The sequence below is a fragment of the Clostridioides sp. LIBA-6822 genome (assembly GCF_056688955.1).
This window is the reverse complement of the sequence record NZ_CP196995.1, coordinates 684,729-704,720: the sequence shown is the minus strand read 5'-3', so window position 1 is coordinate 704,720 and position 19,992 is coordinate 684,729. Positions and strand designations below refer to the sequence as shown.

The 19,992-nt window shown below is 27.5% G+C and carries 19 protein-coding genes; 6 read left to right on the top strand and 13 right to left on the bottom strand.

The window, feature by feature from the left end; all coding sequences use genetic code 11:
• Positions 1–2: 2 nt before the first annotated feature.
• Both ACTG48_RS03610 and ACTG48_RS03605 read right to left on the bottom strand, forming a co-directional pair.
• Positions 3–1,082 carry a DNA alkylation repair protein gene (locus tag ACTG48_RS03610; RefSeq protein ID WP_479918161.1) on the bottom strand — a complete coding sequence of 360 codons (1,080 nt, stop codon included), beginning with the start codon at positions 1,080–1,082 and terminating at the stop codon, positions 3–5.
• 655 nt (positions 1,083–1,737) lie between these two features.
• Complete coding sequence (locus tag ACTG48_RS03605) at positions 1,738–2,262, bottom strand: PadR family transcriptional regulator (RefSeq protein WP_021383300.1); 525 nt, start codon at positions 2,260–2,262, stop codon at positions 1,738–1,740.
• Between the two features lie 125 nt (positions 2,263–2,387).
• On the opposite strand from ACTG48_RS03605, the gene ACTG48_RS03600 reads away from it, so the two are divergent.
• Positions 2,388–3,752 carry an MATE family efflux transporter gene (locus tag ACTG48_RS03600; protein WP_479918160.1) on the top strand — a complete coding sequence of 455 codons (1,365 nt, stop codon included), beginning with the start codon at positions 2,388–2,390 and terminating at the stop codon, positions 3,750–3,752.
• A gap of 691 nt (positions 3,753–4,443) precedes the next feature.
• Positions 4,444–5,082 (top strand): Crp/Fnr family transcriptional regulator, encoded by a 639-nt coding sequence (locus ACTG48_RS03595; protein WP_479918159.1) that lies wholly within the window; start codon positions 4,444–4,446, stop codon positions 5,080–5,082.
• A gap of 379 nt (positions 5,083–5,461) precedes the next feature.
• On the opposite strand, the gene ACTG48_RS03590 is transcribed toward ACTG48_RS03595, so the two are convergent.
• From ACTG48_RS03590 to ACTG48_RS03580, 3 genes are read right to left on the bottom strand one after another with little or no spacing between them, the layout of a single operon-like run.
• On the bottom strand, positions 5,462–6,376 hold the full coding sequence (locus tag ACTG48_RS03590; protein WP_479918158.1) for a type 2 periplasmic-binding domain-containing protein: 915 nt from the start codon (positions 6,374–6,376) through the stop codon (positions 5,462–5,464).
• Positions 6,363–7,118, bottom strand: coding sequence for an ATP-binding cassette domain-containing protein (locus tag ACTG48_RS03585; protein WP_479918157.1), 756 nt, complete (start codon positions 7,116–7,118; stop codon positions 6,363–6,365). Before ACTG48_RS03585 ends, ACTG48_RS03590 begins: the two co-directional genes overlap by 14 nt.
• Positions 7,118–7,810: a GTP-binding protein gene (locus tag ACTG48_RS03580; protein ID WP_479918156.1), complete on the bottom strand. Its 693-nt coding sequence runs from the start codon at positions 7,808–7,810 to the stop codon at positions 7,118–7,120. Before ACTG48_RS03580 ends, ACTG48_RS03585 begins: the two co-directional genes overlap by 1 nt.
• A gap of 190 nt (positions 7,811–8,000) precedes the next feature.
• Between ACTG48_RS03580 and ACTG48_RS03575 the strand changes: the two genes are divergently transcribed.
• Genes ACTG48_RS03575 through ACTG48_RS03560 form a run of 4 tightly spaced genes read left to right on the top strand, consistent with a single transcriptional unit; the run spans position 8,001 to position 11,040 of the window.
• Positions 8,001–8,651 carry a Crp/Fnr family transcriptional regulator gene (locus tag ACTG48_RS03575; protein ID WP_479918155.1) on the top strand — a complete coding sequence of 217 codons (651 nt, stop codon included), beginning with the start codon at positions 8,001–8,003 and terminating at the stop codon, positions 8,649–8,651.
• Positions 8,652–8,677: 26 nt separating this feature from the next.
• On the top strand, positions 8,678–9,685 hold the full coding sequence (locus ACTG48_RS03570) for an ABC transporter substrate-binding protein (protein WP_479918154.1): 1,008 nt from the start codon (positions 8,678–8,680) through the stop codon (positions 9,683–9,685).
• Positions 9,654–10,421, top strand: a complete 768-nt coding sequence (locus ACTG48_RS03565) for an ABC transporter permease (RefSeq protein ID WP_479918153.1) — start codon at positions 9,654–9,656, stop codon at positions 10,419–10,421. Before ACTG48_RS03570 ends, ACTG48_RS03565 begins: the two co-directional genes overlap by 32 nt.
• 25 nt (positions 10,422–10,446) lie before the next feature.
• A complete protein-coding gene (locus ACTG48_RS03560) occupies positions 10,447–11,040 on the top strand; it encodes an ATP-binding cassette domain-containing protein (RefSeq protein ID WP_479918152.1) in 594 nt (197 codons plus the stop codon).
• A gap of 133 nt (positions 11,041–11,173) precedes the next feature.
• Here ACTG48_RS03560 and ACTG48_RS03555 read toward each other — a convergent pair whose 3' ends face one another.
• The 8 genes from ACTG48_RS03555 to ACTG48_RS03520 all read right to left on the bottom strand — a co-directional run bounded on the left by ACTG48_RS03555 (position 11,174) and on the right by ACTG48_RS03520 (position 19,908).
• The gene (locus ACTG48_RS03555; protein ID WP_479918151.1) at positions 11,174–12,859 is read right to left on the bottom strand and encodes an ABC transporter ATP-binding protein; all 1,686 of its coding nucleotides are present in this window, start codon (positions 12,857–12,859) and stop codon (positions 11,174–11,176) included.
• Positions 12,860–13,588: 729 nt separating this feature from the next.
• Positions 13,589–13,744, bottom strand: coding sequence for a hypothetical protein (locus ACTG48_RS03550; protein ID WP_479918150.1), 156 nt, complete (start codon positions 13,742–13,744; stop codon positions 13,589–13,591).
• A gap of 199 nt (positions 13,745–13,943) precedes the next feature.
• Positions 13,944–14,525, bottom strand: coding sequence for a 4Fe-4S binding protein (locus tag ACTG48_RS03545; protein ID WP_021383294.1), 582 nt, complete (start codon positions 14,523–14,525; stop codon positions 13,944–13,946).
• The gene (locus ACTG48_RS03540; protein ID WP_167640312.1) at positions 14,518–14,748 is read right to left on the bottom strand and encodes a 4Fe-4S dicluster domain-containing protein; all 231 of its coding nucleotides are present in this window, start codon (positions 14,746–14,748) and stop codon (positions 14,518–14,520) included. Before ACTG48_RS03540 ends, ACTG48_RS03545 begins: the two co-directional genes overlap by 8 nt.
• Positions 14,749–15,591: 843 nt before the next feature.
• Positions 15,592–15,867: a Mor transcription activator family protein gene (locus ACTG48_RS03535; protein WP_021383291.1), complete on the bottom strand. Its 276-nt coding sequence runs from the start codon at positions 15,865–15,867 to the stop codon at positions 15,592–15,594.
• A 75-nt stretch (positions 15,868–15,942) separates the two neighbouring features.
• On the bottom strand, positions 15,943–17,268 hold the full coding sequence (locus ACTG48_RS03530) for a replicative DNA helicase (RefSeq protein WP_479918149.1): 1,326 nt from the start codon (positions 17,266–17,268) through the stop codon (positions 15,943–15,945).
• A gap of 676 nt (positions 17,269–17,944) precedes the next feature.
• A complete protein-coding gene (locus tag ACTG48_RS03525; protein ID WP_479918148.1) occupies positions 17,945–19,198 on the bottom strand; it encodes a conserved phage C-terminal domain-containing protein in 1,254 nt (417 codons plus the stop codon).
• 452 nt (positions 19,199–19,650) lie between these two features.
• The gene (locus ACTG48_RS03520; protein WP_021383279.1) at positions 19,651–19,908 is read right to left on the bottom strand and encodes a Mor transcription activator family protein; all 258 of its coding nucleotides are present in this window, start codon (positions 19,906–19,908) and stop codon (positions 19,651–19,653) included.
• Positions 19,909–19,992: the final 84 nt, after the last annotated feature.

Below are 19,992 nucleotides of genomic sequence, written 5' to 3'. Positions count from 1 at the left end.
AATTATACATCTAGTTTAAAATCCAACGTACCTTGTTCTACACCATTAACAATAAGTATAACTGAATGTATACCTGGGTAATGTCTCCTTACACTTACATTTGCAAATGAATGTTTTCTTCTGTATAACTTCTTCTCATTTTCTTTTAATGAAACTTCTGATATTTTAAATATCTTTCTATTCCTTTTACCATTGGATTTCACATAATCAATTCCATATTCGAGCCTTGTTTTTGTAGCTTTCTTTGCTAAAATAGTAAATGAAAAAATTAAATCCTCTCCAATAGAAAGAACTGGTGTGTCTAATGCAAAGTCCTGAATATCTATTGAAGTAGTATCATCGTATCCAAAAAGAGCTAATACATCACGATTACCTTTTTTTAATAGAGTTCTACAACCATGTTTTAAAATCCAGTTAGTGTATTCATTTTTTCCATACCAATCCTGTGCAAGATTGATAACTAAATCTGGATGTGTTTTGGATATATCGTTTATATTATTAGCAACACTTTTTCGTACATATAGCGATGTATCAGTCTTGAGTTGTTCCAATATAGGAAGAATAGGTGTAGGGTCTTTTTTAAAACTGGTTAGTGCTTGTCCCCAAGGCAACTGAGGACGGCAACCTTCACTTGCAAGTCTTCTGATATGTTCATTTTCATGCTTAGACCATTTATACATCTGTTCCATCATACGTCTTTCATCCTTGATGATAAATACTCTTACAGCAAATTCCGAAGACCAGTATTCAGTATTTCTTTCTAGTACACTTATAGACAAATCCCAATCTGCGTCGTCCTGCCCATAGACCTCAACAAAATCTGGAAGGAAAAAAGCAAAAGAAAATCTTCTGACGGATTTTTCAAGAATAGAAATAGCCTCTTTATAGTTTGATGGTAAATACTTACCCAAATTCATACTTATTTTTCTACATCTAGATTTTAACTCTAAATTATCCCATGTTTCATCTATTGTCGATTTTATAAACTCGTCCACTTGAAATGGATTATAAACCGATTGGATAGCCAATGCAACCTCATGAAGTGACTTGTGATTAAACTTATTTTTTAGTAAGTCTGGCATATAACTATTCCTCCTTCTATGTTTGATTTATTAATCATATACCACAGGACAAGACACCAGTGTGTCATATTACTAAATCTTCATCATAAAATATAAATAATCCTCACTATTGTTATATAAATAATATTTCATTATCTTTTATGCTAATTTTTATTCAATAAATTAAGTCCGATTTTCTAATTATTGTCCATATTTTATTTAGAATAACTTTTGTCCTATGATTAAACCAGTTTCTCTAATTAGTTTACATACTTTCTTTTATACTAGATTTTATTCAATAAATTAAATCCTACTCTCTAATTATTGTCCATATTTTATTTAGAATAACTTTTGTCCTATGATTAAACCAGTTTCTCTAATTAGTTTACATACTTTTTTTATGCTAGATTTTATTCAATAAATTAAATCCTACTCTCTAATTATTGTCCATATTTTATTTAGAATAACTTTTGTCCTATGATTAAACCAGTTTCTCTAATTAGTTTACATACTTTCTTTTATACTAGATTTTATTCAATAAATTAAATCCTACTCTCTAATTATTGTCCATATTTTATTTAGAATAACTTTTGTCCTATGATTAAACCAGTTTCTCTAATTAGTTTACATACTTTTTTTTATGCTAGATTTTATTCAATAAACTAAATCCTACTCTCTAATTATTGTCCATACTCTCTTTTAGAGAATCTATCCACGTTTCTAACGCCTGAGCTAGTACTAACTGTTGGTCCAATACTGCTTTTGCTATATCTGGTACATTCGTCTTTATACTTATGTTTTCCTCAATAGTTTTCTTTAGCTCTTGTATATTTTCCTCAATGTTTTTAATACATAATTTCTGTTTTTCTGGTGTAAGACTATTTAAATTTACTATGACAGCATTAAAATCTAAAAGCATATTTATTGGCTTAGAAGCTGTATCAAACATTAAATCTAAAAAATGTTTTTCACCTAATTCAGTTAATGAGTAAACTGCTTTCTCTGGCATTTTCCCCTTCTTGACAGATGTACTTTCAATATATCCCTTCTCTTCTAATTGAATTACTTTTTTATAAATTGATGGTGTACTTATTTTAACCCAACGTGATATTTTTCTATATTCTACCGCTTTTTGAATATCATAAGCACTCTGAGGCTCTTGCTTTACTATACCTAATACGATTAAATCTATTGTAGCCATAAAAATTCTCCTCTCATTTTCTTTCTATTGACAAATACTATAATTTATAGTACTATTTTTCATACTTACTATAATTTATAGTATTATAATTTAGAGTTGATGTCAATAGAAAAGGGGTGTTTAACATGAAAGAAAGCAACAAAAAAATTGAATTATTGGGGTCTGCCCCAATACCAAAAGCATTACTTGCTATGGGATTACCTACTATGATAGGTATGATGATAACTGCATTGTACAATTTAGTAGATGGATACTTTGTAGGCGGACTTGGAACGAGCCAAATGGGTGCTATATCTGTTGCATTTCCATTAGGTCAGCTTGTTGTGGGATTAGGGCTATTATTTGGAAATGGAGCTGCTTCATACATTGCAAGACTTTTAGGTCATGGTGATAATGAGAAAGCAGGAAAAGTAGCTAGTACATCTATTTACAGTAGTATTATAGTGGGTGCATTAGTCATTATCGTTATTATGATTTTTCTAAATCCCGTTTTAAAATTATTAGGAGCTACAAAAAGTATTATGCCTTATGCCATGGCTTATACTAGCATTTATATAGTATCCTCTATTTTTAATGTATTCAACGTCACTATGACTAATATTGTCACAAGTGAAGGAGCTGCTAAAATAAGTATGTGTGCGATGTTATCTGGTGCATTGCTTAATATGATTTTAGACCCGATATTCATTTATACTTTTGGTATGGGTGTAAAGGGGGCTGCCATTGCAACAGCTATCTCACAGATAATTTCAACACTTGTCTATATAAGATATATTTTCAGCAAGAAAAGTATGTTTAGTTTTAGAATTAGTGAATATTGTTTCTCAAAAGATGTTGTCTCAGAAATTTTAAAGATTGGTGTGCCTACTTTGATATTTCAATTATTAACTAGTCTTGCTATCACATTAACTAATATGGAAGCTGGAAAATATGGTGATTTTGCTATAGCTGGTATGGGTGCAGTGACACGAATAATGTCTCTGGGTAGTCTTATAGTATTTGGCTTTATAAAGGGATTCCAACCAATTGCTGGGTATAATTTTGGTTCAAAAAACTACGATAGATTGCATAGTGCAATAAAAACATCCATACTATGGACTACAATGTTTTGTGTGGTACTTGGTCTTGTGATGGTGTTCTTCCCAAAAGCTATAATCTCACAATTTACAAATGGTGATATGCTATTGATTGAATGTGGAAGTAAATCACTTAGGGCAAATGGACTTTCATTTATGCTATTTGGTTTTTATACAGTGTATTCTACATTATTCATTGCACTAGGAAAAGCAAAGGAAGGTGGGTTTTTGGGTATGTGTAGACAGGGTGTATGTTTTATCCCTATAATTTTGATTTTTCCTGTATTTTATGGATTAAATGGTATTTTATATGCACAACCAATAGCTGATTTGGTAGCTGCAATAATTGCAGGTTTTATGTCAATAAAACTACATAAAGAACTTACACTTTTAAAAATAGATTCTATCTTTTAAAATATAAATAAATTTTAAAAGATATATTAACTGTTAAATCTATTGTATAGATTCTTCATATATATACTTTCATTCAATATCTATTATGTAGATTCTTCATATATATGCTTTCATTCAACATCTATTATGGAGATTCTTCATATATATGCTTTCATTCAATATCTATTATGTAGATTCCTCATATATATGCTTTCATTCAATATCTATTATGTAGATTCCTCATATATATACTTTCATTCAATATCTATTATGGAGATTCTTCATATATATGCTTTCATTCAACATCTATTGTATAGATTCTTCATATATATTTTTATTCAATAAGTAAAACTATTGTATATCTTTCATAAGCTCAAAGAATTATATGGTAAGTACACTATCATATAGTTCTTTCTGCTTACTAGATATACCTAAATTCATGTATTTCTTACTTCATATAATAACTGCAATCTATAATTATATTAATATATAAACCACTCACCTATTTATATAATTTACTCATTAATAGGCAAGAATATAGGTATTGTCATATTTTTTCCATACAAATCATACTATTAATATCCACTTAAACAATCATACTAATAAACTACTTGTTATTTTATCCATTCACTTGTATCATGGGATTATAAGATTTTAAGAAAGGAGCCATTACATGATTTCACAAAATGATATTGATATACTTACATACAGTTTGCCGTTTTGGGATAAACTCACTGATTTACAAAAAGAGTTATTGATTACTTCAGCAAACATCTCCCATTATAAAAAAGGAACTCCCATACATTGTGGTGATAGCGACTGTATTGGCGTTTTAATTATAAAGTCTGGAACAATACGTACATACATACTTTCAGATGAAGGTCGTGAGGTTACACTCTTCCGTCTTGATAATGGTGATGTATGTATTTTATCGGCTTCATGTATTTTAAAAACAATAACTTTTGATGTATATGTAGATGCAGAAACAGACTGCGATATTATACAGATTAGTTCATCTGTTTTTTCAAAATTATCTACTGAAAATATCCATGCAGAATTATTTTCACATAAATTAGCTACTGAACGTTTTTCTGATGTTATGTGGGCAATGCAACAAATTCTCTTTATGAGTTTTGATAAACGTTTGGCATCTTTTTTAATTGATGAAATAGTTAAGAACAACAGCAACACTATAAATCTAACTCATGAGCAAATTGCTAAGTATATGGGTAGTGCCAGAGAAGTTGTATCTAGAATGTTAAAGTATTTTGCTAGTGAAGGTATTGTGTCTTTATCTCGTGGCGGGATAAAAGTATTGGATAAGGATAAACTTCGTTCTTTGACATTATAAGCACAAGAGATTCTATCTTAGAATGTCTTGTGCTTATTTGATATTTACATTTAACTTTATACTATATTTTATTTATATTTAATTTTATACTTTCTCAATATTTGTATTTAACTTTATACTATATCTTCTCAATATTTGTATTTAACTTTATACTATATCTTCTCTATATTTAATTTTATACTTTCTCGATATTTGTATTTAACTTTATACTATATCTTCTCTATATTTAACCTTATACTACATTTTTTTGATATTTGTATTTAACTTTACTTTTATATAGTTTTATATTTTACTATTGTTCAAATATACTTCTATGTCAATAATACTAATATAAGTCACTTATCCCAATAACATTGAAAATACACATAGATTTACACAACTATATATACATATTATAAACCTCAAAAAATTCCTCAGATGTAATCGTGTCTAACCACTCTTTAGAAGGATATAGAAACTTATATTGATTGTTTTTAACAAGACTATAATCTACAGTATCATAAATACAAGATAATAAGGATGCAGACTTCACAAAAGAATTACAAAACTCTTTAGATAAAATTGCGTCCAATACTTCTATCATGGTTTTCTCATCTAAAGACTTATTTGCAGCAATGTAAGATGGTAACGCTATAGCTCCATCATCAGGATACGACATAAACAAATCTTTATCATTAGCACGTTTTGCATATATGCTAGGAGTTATAGCTAACCTATCAGAACCATTTTTTACATCATTAAATGATTGTATTGGCATATCTAATATAGTTGAATTAGATAAAAATCTTTCAACATACTCTTTTCCATACTTACTCCATATGGCTTTAACAATAGATTTTGCACCAGAATTGTTTATCCCACCAATGACAGTTTTTGTATTAGTATCAATTACAGTCTTTATAGAATCTGCTAAACCCTTATAGTTATTGTTATAAGAAAATACTAATGGTATAACTAAAAATGGAAGCAATCTCTCATCAAAATATATAGGTGATGATTTAATCTCACTTTTAATATTAAAATAATTTGACAATGGATATAATTCACTTGAAAATTTTGAATATATACTGTTATCTTCATATACTTCCAAATCCGTAGAAACTATAATATCAGGAATTACAGAGTCTGACTTTTTCAGATACTCATTTAATTTATAAGGATAACCTATACCAAAATACGTTACCTCTAGATTAATACCTTTTTCTTTTAAAGATATTATTAAATTATCTAAATAGTTTTTCTCATATTTATGAAGTATACAAATGTTACTCCAATACAGTTTAACATTTCTCATAAAGAGTTTCTCCTTTTCTTAATTTATATTGACATTCTAGTTGAAATTCATATATATCTTTGAGTTTATCTAATATTGCTCTTTCTTCTTTAGTTTTGTTGATTACCTTAAAGATTGAACCATTTTTCATTATTATCCTTTTTTCTCCCATCAATGCTGTATGTGGGTCATGTGTAACTATAAATATTAGCTTATCATTCTTCAATAAAATGTCTAAAGCAACATTTTTATTTATTCCAGCATTCTCTATTTCATCTATTAAAATAATAGGATTATTTGAAATAAGAGCAACATCTGCAATCATTAATGCACGAGTCTGTCCACCACTCAATGATGTAAGTTCCTGAGATAATGAAATAGGTTCTGCCGTTATTGAATTTGCTACATCCAACACTTCTTTTATTGAAACAGAAGTATTATTTTTACACTCTTTATGAATAACTAAAAACTCCTCAACTGTAGAATCAAGGACAAATCTCATATTTTGACTAAGATGAGAAATGAGCTTTGTAGAAAATTTATTGCGTTCTTCAATAGGGACTTCCATATTATCAATAACTACTTTTCTATTAGTTAAAGAATCTTTATTTACAAACTGCTCTATATCTTTAATTAGCCTACTCTTACCAGAACCTGTATTCCCCACAATAGAATAAATATGACCTCTGTAAAAAGTTAGAGATTCAAAGTCCTCTGTATCCCCAAACTTATTCTTTCCAGGATATATGGTTATACTTTTCATTAAAATTCACCCCTAAAATTAATTTTAGAAACTACCCCTTGTTGGAATTCATCACCAATCCTACACTCTCCAATACAATAAGAACATACCCCACTTGGCATTGTGTGTCTTAATAAATGTTCGTCATTATTTGTAAGATTAGCATTTTTTATATAGTTTGAAATCAACTCTATACCAAAACCAACTAACCCATCAATAAAAAATATATTCGAGTTAGGATTTATTTTTTTTATATTAAATGATATTATCTCTCTTTCTGCTTGTGATACCATATCTATTTTACTTAAGACTATAGCATCACTTTCACTCAACATAGGTCCTAGTTTTTGAGGAGTACTAAAACTAGATGTACAATCACAGACACATATATGTAGTGTTTTGTTGGTTGCAGGTGAACATCTATTGCAAAGTCCAGCAGTTTCTATTAGCAAAATATCACTATCTTTATTTTTAGCCCAAAGTATAAGTTCATTTATATTTGAAATAAGAAAATGGTCTGGACATATATCCTTACTAAGTCCAACAATATAAGGTATATTCAATTTTTTATATATTAAATCATCATCAGTGGCTAAGCAATCAATCTTGCAGATTGAAGGTTTAAGTCCAGTAGCTTTTAAATACGGAATTAAGTGCTTTATTAAAGCAGTCTTCCCTACAGAAGATGAACCAGAAATTAGTATTGTTTTCATGGTTTATATAAAATCTCCTTTCATATTTTGTTAAGAGATATAATAACATTAGAGACATATAAAAACTGTATCAAATGAGACAATTAATAAATAAACTCTATTGAAAATAATTATCAATATTGTTGTAATTTGGTAAATACTATGATATTATTTCAATCAAAGTGAATATTTATCAGAAAAGGTGATGACTTTGAGTGAAAAAGAAGTACTAACAAATAGTAAATTATTTTCTGAAAGATACATTATAGAAGATAAGATAAAGACAAAACATTATAAGAAAGGTCAATTTATAAGCGATTTTTTTGATAAAGAGTATTATGTAGGTGTGATTAAAACAGGACAAGTATCTATATATTGTATATCAAGTGATGGAAGTGAAGTTAACATGTCTATTATAAAGGAAGGCGATGTTTTTGGAATTTCCAATATATTTGATGAGGAATCTTTAGATACTGTACTAAAGTGCAAAAGTAATGTTTCTGTAGTTTTTTATCCCAAAAAACACTTTATAGAAATGATGAAGTCTGATACTACTGTCGCTTTAGAATATTCAAGATACTGTAATAGAAAGATACAATTTTTACTGAGAAAGATAGAATTTTTAAATATACAATCTAGTAAAAAGAAGATTATTGAATACTTGCTAGAAAAAAATGGTAAAAATGGCATTGTTTTATTAGAATGTTCTAAAGAAGAATTGAGTAAAAGACTTCATGTAAGTCGAGCATCTTTATATAGGGAGTTGCAGTCATTACAAAGTGAAAATTGCTTAGAATTTAATAAAAGGAGTATAAAAATATTGAATAAAGAAAAATTAACACAGATTCTATATGAAATATAATATTAAATAATAAGGAGGAAAGTTTTATGAAAAAGAAATTATCAATATTATTACTAGTATCATTAATAACTGTTTCATTGGCAGGATGTGCGTCAAAACCACAAGAGACACAGGAAAAGAAAGAACCTGATATAGTTGCTAAAGTAACAGCACTAAAGGGACCTACAGGAATGGGAATGGTTAAAATGATTAGTGACGAAAATGATAAAAAAGAAAAGGATTATGAATTTACAATAGCAAATTCTGTTGATGAAATTACACCTAAACTAATTAACAAGGAAATAGATATTGCTGCTATTCCAGCAAATCTATCATCTGTTTTGTATAATAATAGTAAAGGTGAAGTAGAAACTCTAGCAATTAACACATTAGGAGTCTTATACATAATTGAAAATGGAAATTCTATAAACAATGTAAATGATTTAAAAGGAAAAACGATTTACGCTAGTGGTAAGGGGTCAACTCCTGAGTATGCTTTGAATTACATATTGAAAGAAAATGGAATTAATCCGTCTGAAGATGTCAACATAGAGTATAAATCAGAACATACAGAGTGTCTGGCAGCATTATTAAATAACAAAGATGGAATAGCATTGCTCCCAGAACCATTTGTAACAACAGCATTGACTAAGAGCGACAACCTAAGAGTAGCTTTAGATTTGACAAAAGAATGGGATAATTTAAATAAAGATAAAAATATTGAAAGTGCTTTAACAACAGGAGTTGTTGTTGCACGAAAAGAATTTGTTGAAAAATACCCAGAAAAGGTTAAGAGCTTCTTAGAAGAATACAAGAAGTCAGTTGATTTTACAAATAAAGATATAGATGAAGCTTCAAAACTTATTGAGAAAAATGAAATAGTACCAGCAGAAGTAGCAAAAAAAGCAATACCAAAATGCAATATAACATTTATAGATGGTACTACAATGAAAACTACACTAAACAATTACTTAAAAGTACTTTATGAAGCTAATCCAGAGTCAATAGGAGGAAAGATGCCAGGTGAAGATTTCTACTACATCCAAGAAAATTAGTAAAGCTCATATACTAGCAATAATCTTTTGGCTTACAGTTTGGCAAATAGGTAGTATGATAATTGGTCAGGAGATACTTTTAGTATCTCCTTTTTCAGCTTTAAAAAGATTATTAGAATTATCTACAAGCTTTGAGTTTTGGGAATCCATACTCTTTTCTTTTATGAAAATAACAACAGGATTTATACTAGCTTTTATTGTAGGGATAGTAGTTGCAATAATAGCATCGAGTAAAAAAAATTTTAGGATACTTGTTGAACCATTGATACTTACAATACAATCTATACCCGTAGCTTCATTTATAATACTCTCTCTAATATGGATATCTTCAAAGAACTTGTCCATTTTTATATCTTTCTTGATGGTGTTACCAGTAGTATATAGCAATATTCTAAATGGGATAAATAGTATATCTAGAGAGCTGAATGATATGGCAAAAGTATTTAAGGTGAGCAAAATAAAAAAAGTAAGGTACATATATTTATCTGAGGTAGCACCCTACATAAGAGCGGCATGTAGTGTTTCTTTAGGGTTGTGTTGGAAATCTGGGATAGCAGCAGAGATAATAGGTATGCCAGCTAATTCTATAGGTGAAAAACTATATAAGGCTAAGGTATATTTGAATACTCCAGATTTATTTGCATGGACTATAGTTATAATTATAATAAGTATTTGCTTTCAAAAGGGATTTTTGTCATTGATAGACTATTTATTAAAAAGATTAGAGATAAACTAGATTAAAAAGATTGGAGATAGGCTAGATGGATATAGTAATTGAGAATCTAAGCAAAAAATATAATGATAAGATTATTTTAAATAACTTTAGTAATACTTTTAAAGATAATTCTATAACTTTTATAACTGGAACATCTGGAGTTGGCAAAACAACATTAATAAGAATATTGATGGGTCTAGAGAAAGCAGATAGTGGAAAAATTACAGGTATCAGTCATAAAAAGATTAGTGCAGTATTTCAAGATGATAGTTTATGTGAAAATCTAAGTGTGTTGTTAAATATAAAGTTAGTTTGTGAGAATTTGGGGAATTTAGAAATTGAAAATGCTTTAGAAGTATTGGATTTGAAGGGTTGTATCAATAAAAGGGTCAGAGAGTTAAGTGGAGGTATGAAAAGAAGGATAGCAATATTAAGAGCTTTGTTGTATGATTTTGACTTGCTTATAATGGATGAGCCTTTTAAAGGACTGGATATGGAAACTAAGTATAAGGTTATGGATTTTGTTATAGGTAGGCTGGAAAATAAAAGTGCTATAATAATTACTCATGATATGGATGATATAAAATATTTTAGAAGTCATAAGGAATCAATAATTGATTTTAAGATGCCTTCAATATAAATACTTTTTTCATTTTAAAACCCTTAAATATTTTATATAAACATTATTTCAAACCTACTAATTTCATATACTAAAAAGGCTGTAGGTAAATTTATTTTTACACAAATCTACTTACAGCTCTTCTACATAATAATTATGATATTGTATAGTATAACTCTCTAAAATATGAATTATCATTTAATAATTCTTTAAAACTTCCACTTCCTATTATACTACCATCTTTAAGAACAATTATATTTTCAAAACTCTTAATTGAATTTAATCTATGAGCAACCATAATAGTTGTTTTATCTTTTAAAAACTCCATAACATTTAACATAACCTTTTCTTCTGTAATATTATCTAAAGCTGATGTAGCTTCATCTAATATAATTATCTTAGCATCTGAAAACCAAATTCTTGCTAATGCTAGTCTCTGTTTTTCTCCACCCGACAATGTAGTTCCCTTTTCTCCCAATTTAGTATCCAAACCATATTCTAATTTTAAATATAATTTTTTTAAACCTACTTTTTCTAATACATCAATAATATCATTACTTTTTATAGGTTTTCCAAATACAATATTCTCACGTAAGGTTCCATCAAATATGGGTGAATCTTGTGATATATATGTAATATACTTATAGTAGTTATTTAAATTCATCTCAAGCAGATTGTAATTATCAATAAATATAGTTCCTTCATTTGGCTTTAATAACCCAATTAAAAGTTTAATTAAAGTAGATTTACCAGAACCACTTTCTCCAACAATTACTACCTTCTCTCCACTTTTAATACTTAAAGTAAGTCCATTGAATATCTTTCTTTTATTATCGTACAAAAATCTAATATTATTAAAATCAATGTTCCCATGCGTTAAATCAACTTTTTTACCAGACAACAATTGACTATCATTATTAAGTTCTAAAATATCAGTATAACGTTTATATGCTGCTTTATCTAGTTTAAATTGAATATACAATACATTAAAAATAGCTATAGGAGTATATGCATTATCTAGTAATGTTATCAAGGCAATTATAGAACCTATACTTATTGTTTTAGTTTTCCAGCCATAAACTATTATTAATATTTTTATAAAAGTCACTATTAATGAAAAAATCGTGAAGAAAGCTTCATGAATCAGTGTCATTTTAACCTTAGAATCAATGATTTCCTTTTTTGCAGATTTTGACTGACAAATTTCATACTTAAATCTTTTGTTTACTCGAAATACAATCATTTCTATAAATCCACGAACTAAAAAATGATTCATCTTCTCTTCATTAATTAATATATGCTCTTTAATTTGATACAGAGCTTTGATTAATAAATTTGTAATAATAAAAACTATAAAATATCCAATTAATATAGTAAACATAACTTTTTTATCAATCCTACAAATAAAAACCATACTGAATAAAATTGATGGAATTATTTTTCTAATAACAGCTAATAAAAAGTCAAAAAATATATTTCTACCCGCATTAACTCCATTTTCAATTTTTTGAATCAATTTTCCTGTACCTAACTTTTGATATTCTAAGTAATCTATTTTACTCATTTTTTCCAAAGCTTTTAATTTCAAATCTAAAAAAAAGGTATGCTCTAGTTTCCTACCTGGATATTCATCAATATACCTTAAAAGAGACAAGGTAATTAATACAGCACCATAAATAAAAATTATTTGAAAATTTATAGTCCCATTATTAAATCTATCTATTAGATTCTGATAATAATTGGCACTAAAACTATTTAAAAGTTCTATACTTATTCCCAATGCTAAATATATAAAAACTAATAACCTCTCTTGTTTTGCTATCTCTAGTAAATATTTCATAACTGTACACCTATCCTTATTTATTTTACTTGTTAACTTAGAATAAATTTTATATATAAAATGTTTCTTTATTTTTAAAATTTAGTGTGATTATTAATCACTTTAAGTTAACAAAATCTAAAATTTTTAGCAGTACAGTTCTATTTGTTAGCAATTTAATATTTTACTCAGTACATTATGCTAACATATAATCTAACTGTACTGAGTAAATATCTCGTTTTATCATATAAATCCCCTTTTTATAGTCTAATATTTATAGTTAAACTTTAAAGTGTACTATATAAAATGATTATACAATATTTACATAGATATATTAAGATAGAAAAAATTTATATCAAAATTTATTATTAATACACTCCAATACTTTATTTACTAATGGTTGTCCATACTCATTTGGACTTGGTGACTTATTTTTAAGCACCTTATTAATTGCTTTTAGAACTTATTTTTTTGAGAGTTGTCTAACTTTAATAAATCTTTCTTTAAATCCTTTGTATAAAATATACATTCTATAACATTACTCAAAATCTACCTCAATATTTTCAAGGTATTTTTCGCTGATATTCAAATCTTCCACAAGTTTATAAGTTCATTTCTTGATATTCAAATCTTACATAAGTTCATAAGTTCATTTCTTGATATTCAAATCTTACACAAGTTCATAAGTTCATTTCTTGATATTCAAATCTTACATAAGTTCATAAGTTCATTTCTTGATATTCAAATCTTCTACAAGTTCATAAGTTCATTTCGTGGTATCAATTCTGATTCTGTTAGACTCTTCATTCTATTTTCTGTCTCAAGTAGAAGCTTATAATCAAATCTAGATTTTTGAACTATTGTATTAAGCATATTAGCCATTAGTAACTCTCTATTGTTTAACATATTATACCTCCTTAAGTCTATCTATGTATATTATAGGGTCTTACTAAATCAAAAAGAAGCATAAACAAGTTTGTTTTATACAAACTCTATCTATGCTCCCTACACTTATACACTCATCACATCTATTCAAAGCTATCACTCATCTTACACATATTCAACTTTAAACATTAAACCTCTTAAGTCTTCACAAAAACTCTTTCTATACAGACTTACTCTTCGCCTTACATACCATCTGAGTCATAGTACCCATAGGACAATAAACGCACCATGAACGAGGCTTAAACAATACCATCGTAATCAAACCAAGGACAGTTGACGTAAGCATAACACTATAAAAACCGAAAGCAAACTGCACCACCCAAGGTGAAACCAAAGTCCCATGGTACGCCCACTGCCAAGGCATCTTTATAGTCCACAACAGAGTCACTACCTCTTTAAGATTTCTACTCCCTTCAAATACTAAATAAGTTGAAAAAAGCATATTAATAAACATCACCATAAAAAATGTCAAAAATCCATATCTAAACCACTTACTTCTAATAAATTTAGGAATATCTTTATTTCTTGACAGCTTTAATTTATTTCCAAGTAAATTAAACAATTGTCCTCTTCCACAATACTTATTACAATACGCTTTATTTCCTTTAACAATAGAAATAATTAGTGGCACAAAGAAACAAATTAGTCCAATCCAAGCGAAAATAATATTTACAAATCCCAATATCAAATATATTGAAGAAAAAATCCATAAATAATCATACCAATGTTTTTTATTATTCATGACACTTACCTTCTTCCTCTTTTAATATTGTTATAATCTCAATCACAGATGCTGGACATGTCTTTTCACAGATACCACACCCAACACATAAGTCTCTATCAATTTTTGCACTAATACCATGTGGAACTGATATAGCACCTCTTGGACATACTTTTATACAGCTTCCACAAGCTACGCACTCATTTTCTAAAATATTTGCATACTTCTTTTTTTTATTAGACATAATAACCTCCCTATATTATTAATCTATAAGAATTATATCAATATGTTTGCTTTTTATCTGTGACTTAATCACATAAAATGCCAATATTAAAGATTGCATCCTAGTTATAGAAGAACTTTAAATGAAAAAACGATATGAATTTATCTAATTTAACTTCATATCGCTTCTTCTTCTGTTTATTTATATAAATATTTATTATATAATCTTTGACATAGTTATAATATTTTCTTATATGTTTCTATAACTTTATACACAATCTTATCCTATTAATTACAGTCTAAATCTCTCTATTAGTTCTAACCTTACACACATTTTTACTCTATTACCCACAGTTTAACCTATCTATAAGATATAACTTTATACACAATCCTACTATATTATTCACAGTTTAAACCTATCTATACTCGTAACTTTATACACATATTACTTCATAAATCACACATCATATTCTTATATAAACTTTCACTACAAACGCTACTTTACCTTATTAATATAGTTTAATATCTTAAAATATTACATATTCTTAACTATCCATCCCACTTTACCTTACTAATCAAATCCTTCTCTTTTACATACTCATAATCTTATACACAACTTTACCTTGTTGACCATACATTTAACTCACATATAACTCCAACTTTATTCACAAAATCATGATATTAATCACACTTAGATTCATCTATAACCTTAAACTTATACACAATTTTAATCTGTTAATCACAATTTCACCCCAACTATATTAGCCTATATTTTATGAAATATCTGAAGCTCCCATGACTAAAGTCACAGGGTTCCTGCTTTATAGAATTTTGCATAATCAAAATTGCCTTCTCCAAATCAACTCTATTTTTTTCTTACAATATACCTGACATTAATAACGCTCATATCAAACATTCTCGCTAATTCCATATAATTTTTTCCATTAAACAACTTAATCATAAGCTCATTTCTAGCATTTTTTAAAGCACCTTCCATTGTCTTAATATAAAAATATGTTCCCCCACTTTGTTGACACAACTTAAGATACTCCAGCAAATTATACTTATGTAATTCTTTTGGAATACTCACTTCTATCTTGTGTTCTTCAAGTAATTCTATAATCTTCTCTAATTCTAGCATATTTTCACCTCATATTTTATATTATGTTTCATGTTCCTCGACTTTCAATAAGCTTATTATCGCTATCCTATCGACCTAATACTTTAGCTCCTGAAAATGTAACTTATCCCCAAAGTAACAAAAATGCTTATGCTTCGTCTGTCCATCTCTACACTTTGCAACTATTAAATCAACCATCTTGATTCCCCTGTACTCTGACTCCCTGACTGCTTCCTCACTTTCTCCTATATCCTTAACTGCTTCTTCATAATCACTCCCTTTTAATTGATGTATATAAACCACATTGTTGCTATCGTGGTAGATAGCTTTACTATCCCTCATAGGTCTATCCCCATAAGGTCTTGAATCTTTCATTTCATCATTTAACTGACTTAATTGAATTATTGGTATATCAAAATCCAAAGTCATATTTTTAAGCTCTCTAGAAAATGTAGCTACTTCTCTTTCCCTTTTATCCATACTTTTCTGAGATGTAAGGAGTTGCACGTAATCCACTATTAATAAATCTGGCTTTACCTGCCTTATCCTCTTTCTAATTGAACTAATTGTATCTATCTTGTCATTTATATAAATTAAGTTATTCTCACTCAAATCCCCTATTGCATGTACAATAAGCTTCCAATCATTTTCATTTATCTCCTTAGATTTCATATCCCTTGTACTTACACCTGTTACCCTACATATATTTCTCATAAATACTTGCTCACTAGTCATCTCTCTACTTATAAACAAAGTCTTTTTTCCTTGCTTAAATGAATTTAGCATTATTTGAAGTGCTAAAGCAGTCTTTCCAACTCCAGATTTAGCTGCTATAGTAGTTAATTCCCCTTTAAAAAGCCCACCTATAGTAGCATCAAGTAATTTTATACCAAATTTAAAACCAACTTCTTTATCATTTTCCAAGAAATCTAGTACCTTTTCTGCAATACTATGTACATCGTCATTTTCATGGGTATCTTTATCTAAAATTTCTTTCATATTATTTTCAAACTTGTATATACAGGTATCTATGTTTTCTCCAAGGTTTAAACTATGCAAAAGGTTTTGACAGTTTTGATTTATACTTCTTCTTGCCAAGTTTTCTTTTAAAATCTTAATATGACTATCAAGCCCAAAACTCTTCCCCCAAGTGATTAGATTAGTTAAGTCACTTGTTTTTATTGCTAGAGATTTTTTATCTATCTTAGATTTTACAGTAGCCACATCAATCACTATATTTTCTTTTTTAAGCTCTTTCATAATTTTAAATATCTCAAGACATATATTTTCCATAAACATGTCCTCACTTAATTCATCTAGCTTATAGTTTAATTTATTGTCTAAAAGAATTGTGCCTAAAATAGACTGTTCTATTTCAACATCTTTTGATTTACCCATATAAATTAATCTCACTTTCTTCATAAGTTTTTATATTTTAATTTTTAAGTACATTATCAGTTATAAATACATTATTCATTATGATATGATACGCTGTTTGTCATGAATATATGGTTAGTTATAATACTATTGTTAGTTATGAATACATTATTAGAATAAAAATACATTGCTAGTTATAAATACATTGCTAGTTATAAATACATTATTCATTATGATATGATACGCTGTTTGTTATGAATATATTGTTAGTTACAATACTATTGTTAGTTATGAATACATTATTAGAATAAAAATACATTGCTAGTTATAAATACATTGCTAGTTATAAATACATTATTCATTATGATATGATACGCTGTTTGTTATGAATATATTGTTAGTTACAATACTATTGTTAGTTATGAATACATTATTAGAATAAAAATACATTTCTAGTTATAGATACATTATTCATTATGATATGATACGCTGTTTGTTATGAATATATTGTTAGTTACAATACTATTGTTAGTTATGAATACATCATTAGAATAAAAATACATTGCTAGTTATAGATATATTATTCATTATGATATGATACGCTGTTTGTTATGAATATATTGTTAGTTACAATACTATTAGTTATGAATACATTATTAGAATAAAGATACATTACTAGTTATAAATATATCAATTAACTACGAATACATTATTAGACTAATTAAATTTCACATATAGGATTCCAGTATCTTACATTTTCATGTTTTTTCCTCTCACGACTACTGTTATCATAAGTTGTATAATTAGAATATCCATAACTCCAATTGTCATGATTACTGCCTTCTTTACACTGATAAATATTGTTTTGACTTTTTATAGATATGTTTTCATTCACATATGATTCAAACTTATAGCTAAATAAAGTTTCTGGTCTTATATACATTTCCATTATGGTATTTTTCCACTTAGCTACTTTTACCTCAATAACTCTGTAGAAATCTTCTAAGACATAACCTTCTTTTAGCCTTTCATTGATAAGTTTTATGCTTGTTGGAGAATTGAATTTAAAGTTCTTTCCTGATTTTTTATTTAGCATATTTATAATGCTTTGCTGTATATTTTTTTTATTAAATTTATTTAAAGACTCTTTTTTATTTGTTACAGATTTAGTTTCTTTTTGTATATCATGAGTGTTATTAAAGGAATTGTTTTTACTCATCATACCTACATCACTGGAAACTTTACTATTACTAGGTTTTATAACATTTTTATTCTGATTATTTCCTGTAGTATTACCAATTCTTTTACATGTGTCATTGTATGTATCATTAAGGTCTAGATTTATTGACTCTGATAGTGGGTTAGAATTTTTCCCTTTTGATTTTTTTATATTAGAATGTTCATTGATATAATTTTTGATAGTGTTAATATTAGAAATGGATTTATTAATTATAGTATCTTTGTTATGGAAATTATTATGACTATATTCTGTATTGCCAGTATCATTAGACAAATCCTTATTATTGTTATACTCAAGCCCTACATTCACATCACTGTTAAACTCATCATTAAACTCATCACATCTTACATCACAATCAAATTCTATATTACTGTCAACAAAATCGCCATTAACATTACTATCTATGTCATTGCCCTCAGATAGGTTTCCATCAAATTCTATACTGATATAGCTATATATAGAATGAGATTTACCTTTTACACCTTTAGATACCAACTTTATTATTCCTAAATCCAAAAACTCTCTTACAAGCCTACTTATGGTAGAAATAGAAAGGTGTAAATCTGTAGCAGTTCTTCTCACTGTCATATAAAATTGACTCATTGGTAAAGTACCTTGAAGCCTTTGTATATTTTCCTTTCTCATTATATAATGATTGAATCTTATTTTGTTAATATCATTCTTTATATCAAAACCCAATACCACTGAATTCAATTTGTAAAATCCATTACTCATCTCTGTTTCCCCCATTTCTATTAATAAGTGCTTGTGATATGATAATTATTATTTTATATAAATAACATAATATTTTAAATATAAATATATATTTATTTTAATATTTTTTTAATTACACAATTAATTCCTTAAAATATCTATTTATATCCTTAAATATACAATATATTATGTCATATTAATTTATATTTTTTTATTTATATAGCTTATTTATTGTTTTTTCCCCTTTGTACAAGCAATTGTATCATTTTATCTATTTTTTAGCCAACAAATATTTTCGACTATTTTCTTTATATTCTCAATATATCTCCAGTATCTAACAAATTCTTTTACAGAATATACAATGTATTTAAATTAAAAAGTAATAAATTTGCTTAATTTGTCTAAAAAAAACTTTGCAAAATGTCTTTTCTATCTTTTACCCTTAGACTTTATAAGACACTTTGTATTATATTTTATATACCATTTTCATTCAGTATTCGCTTAATATTACCTACACACATATTATACTTAGCAGCCAATTCATTGTAATTTACTCCATTAAACTGTCTTACTATCTCCCTATCTCTTGCATATCTAAAAATCCCTTTGCATGTAGGTATATAGGTATTTGTCCCTCCATACAGCTTAGTAATCTCTATAAACTTATCAATTCCAACTATTTCTATCATTGCATGGAACTGAACTGGTATATCTTCCAATTTTACTTTCATAAACTACACTCCCCTTTAAAATGTTTTTGTAGCCTTAACAAAGTTTAGTACTTTTAACAAAATTTTTCATAATCTAATAACTTT